Annotated in this window: 3 protein-coding genes; all 3 read left to right on the top strand. The window is 42.7% G+C overall.

Annotation, left to right across the window (positions count from 1 at the left end; genetic code table 11):
- The first annotated feature begins 1,031 nt into the window (after positions 1-1,031).
- Positions 1,032-1,652, top strand: coding sequence for a helix-turn-helix domain-containing protein (locus APU02_RS19880; protein WP_060571027.1), 621 nt, complete (start codon positions 1,032-1,034; stop codon positions 1,650-1,652).
- Between the two features lie 27 nt (positions 1,653-1,679).
- On the top strand, positions 1,680-2,339 hold the full coding sequence (locus tag APU02_RS25445; RefSeq protein WP_072197158.1) for a LuxR C-terminal-related transcriptional regulator: 660 nt from the start codon (positions 1,680-1,682) through the stop codon (positions 2,337-2,339).
- 444 nt (positions 2,340-2,783) lie between these two features.
- On the top strand, positions 2,784-3,445 hold a 662-nt coding region (locus tag APU02_RS26720), incomplete at its 3' end, for an Ig-like domain-containing protein (protein ID WP_239692884.1).

Here is a 3,445-nt window from a genome sequence, read left to right as displayed (position 1 = left end):
TCGTACGAAAGTACGGGCTTTTTTTTGCCTATTGCACACTCCGGGGGATGAGAACCCCCGACCGGGGTCGACAACGGGCGCAGCCCGTTGGACAGACCGGACGCGCAGCGAACGGGCTGCCCGCAGGGCGAGCGAAGCGAGTCAATCCCCCCCTCACCGCCATATTTAAGAAAGAGCCCGTACGAAAGTACGGGCTTTTTTTTGCATATTGCCCACATCAAAATCCTGCTTTATTGCTGCGCCTATCATCAAGGCTACCCCGAAAAATGACATTCCTACTCAGAGCTCCATCATCTTTTCGTGGGAAAGATCATACAACCTGAAGATACCTGCCAAGGATCCTTAAAACCTCAAGTTTGTTTATAAATGGTTTACTTCCTATCCCTCTATACTATGGAAAATTCTTAGAAAGGTAGATATGAAATGCTTCTTCAAACGGAAAATAGCATCGTTTTTGAGATGTAGAGCAATCCTTTTTCTTTTGGGTTGAGAAGGATAATCTGGCGCACGCCTGCTACATATTGCGGCCCAGGACTGAATCACAGAAAATTATTTTTTAACATTCATGCTATTTCTGGAACTTAAGTTTCAAAAGTATTAATGGATACCAAGAAAAGGAAAGAATTTAATTTTAATTACACAAATAAATAACATAAACCCCAAAATGGTTATGAAAAAATAAAGGATAATTAAAAAAGATTGAATCATGCGTCATATCTCTAAATGTGGTTTATAATACTGTGTGATGAATTAAGCTCAGCACCAAAACCCATAAAATTCCTGAGTTTTGGTTTTTAAATTCAAAAATGCACTAGCCGTAAATATTGAAATATATATTCGGGTCATTATTATGTCTTACACCGATAAGCGTAGTTAATTTTTCGGTATGCCGGGGAAACCATGAGCAGGCACAAATTTGATAGCTGTCTTGTTTTTTTACAGCTTATGCCACAAAAAAAGGCTGCGGCCTTGTTATGTTTTTTTACTTTAACAACTTTAAGGAGGATGATTGTCACAAAGAGGTGCCGAGAGTGCAAAGAGTAATAGCAAACCATGAAAGAATTATATCTTCTCTAAGTGGATATACCAGATTGGCTAATCCAGACAACATCATTCGAGGTAAACGACGCTATAGTTTGAGCTATGAATGCTCACGTAGAGTATTTTTCATCATGGAAGGTGACTTTCTATTAAAAATAAGAGTTAAAGATGAAGAAAAAATGCTAAATATCTTAACTGCACCTTATGTATTCGATGTTACCCCGGCACTTGACACTCTTCCTCTTTATCTTGAACGAGTGGATTACGGCAAAATTCATTCAATGAGTTATGAGCATTTTTGGCAATTAGTCCATGAAAAAGATCTTATTAATGAAACCATGTCAATTATTTCCGCTCATTATTCTGATCTTATAAATTATATCATGACAGGTAAAAGCTGTTCTTATGAAGAAGTCATTTCGCTGATTGAACGGTGGCAAAAGTTGCCCTTACATCTTAAAAAACGCTTTTCCGTACTTTACCTTATTGAGAATAGCTCCTGGCTTTCAAAAAGTTCAATCAGCAGGGTTTTGAAAGAATTAAAAGATCGTGGCGTACTTAAACTTGACAATGGCCGATTCCATAGTGGGGATAGTTTAAAACCTTTTTGATAACATTTACTGAGAAAATATTACCTCATGCACAATCATACTAATATTCGCATTTTATTATGTGATAGTAATTATTACTTCATCTCTGGGGTGGTAGCACTAATCAAAACCATACTCGGTTCAAATAAAAATATCACTATCAACGGAGATATATCTATTCCTGGCATACAAGAAGCGGACATTATTATCATGAACTCTCCGCCCACTCTGCCATGCATCTGTCTTACAAATTTTCATTTTCGACAGTGCCACTGTCTTGTTATTGCGCTTGCTAACAGACATTCGCACCATCGTTTCGCCTTGAATGCTTCATGCTTCCGAGGTGCTCTTTTACTTCATCATAATGAGACAGTCGAGGAGATTCAAAAACGACTGGAGCAAAAAATCAAGGCTTCAAATGCAGGTTACTATTCTTTCTCTTCTGAGGACTGTCAGGACTGTTGTCACTGCCGGTTATCAAAAAAACAGTTGCAGTTGGTTGAATATATGAGACAAGGATATAGCTTTCAGCGGATGGCAAAAATGATGAATGTCTCTGTAAAGACAATATACGGTCATAAAAATCGAATAATGGAGAAATTAGGAATAAAAGGGAATGCACGGCTGTGTAATTTTATTAACTCAACCGAACAACATAAATTTATTGCAGACATCTCTCAAATAGAAAAGTTTATCAATACTTCTTAAAATAAATTTTACATGTATAGCAATCACCACTCCAAGTTTACTCTTAGCCAGCATAAAAACTCATCAATACAACAACTAAAGGAATAACATATGTCTATAACTTTAATAGTTAAGCGTGTCGAAGGAATGCAACTTACCAGGTATGTATTAGACCAGCGACAACCGCTGATATTAGAGGCGCCTCCCCCTGGAACTTACTTTGAATTACAAAACAGCACAGGCGTAACTATTAAATCCTTTAAGGCACAGAAGGCAGATGACGCCACAAAACTACTTATTGCCGATGAAAACGGCGTTAATTATGAAGTGATGCTGAAAAATATCAGTCCAGAAGAGATCCCACCAATTAGCACCACGGGGACAAATGGAAGTTATACCTATGCTCTGGATCCCAGCACAGGCATATATACCCTTCCAGGATTCGCGGAAGAGGACACATTACCTTTGGACAATACAAGCCTGCTTCTTGGTGTCGGCGCTGTCGCATTGGGCGTTCTCTCGGCTGGCGTTGGGCTTGCCCAGCGCTCAAACCACCAGTCACACGGCAACGACGAATCGCCCATCATCACTGATAGTGGCGAAAATGCAACACCAACCACTGACACGAACACCCCGCCATTTATGACCGACGATGAGGGCAACCCCATCGCCGACGGCGCCACCACCAGTGACAACACCCCGACCTTCGGCGGCAGCGGTGAGCAGCCGGGCGCGCAGGTGGTTATCCGGGACGGCGACACCGTCATCGGCGAAGCCGTCGTCGACGACCAGGGCAACTGGTCCGTCACCCCGGAGCAGCCGCTGGCCGACGGCGGACACACCATCACCACCGAAATCACCCGTCCGGACGGTTCGCAGACCAGCAGCGACACCTCTCTGGTTGTTGATACCAGCGCTGAACCGCAACCTGAACCAGAACCGCAACCTGAACCAGAACCGCAACCTGAACCAGAACCGGAACCTGAACCGGAGCCACAGCCAGAACCCGAACCGCAACCTGAACCAGAACCGCAACCTGAACCAGAACCGCAACCTGAACCAGAACCGCAACCTGAACCAGAACCGGAACCTGAACCGGAACCGGAGCCACAGCCAGAACCCGAACC

Source organism: Citrobacter sp. 50677481 (assembly GCF_001463265.1).
Lineage (GTDB): Bacteria > Pseudomonadota > Gammaproteobacteria > Enterobacterales > Enterobacteriaceae > Citrobacter_A > Citrobacter_A sedlakii.
Note: the sequence above shows the minus strand (reverse complement) of the source record. Positions and strands in the feature narration are given on the sequence as shown.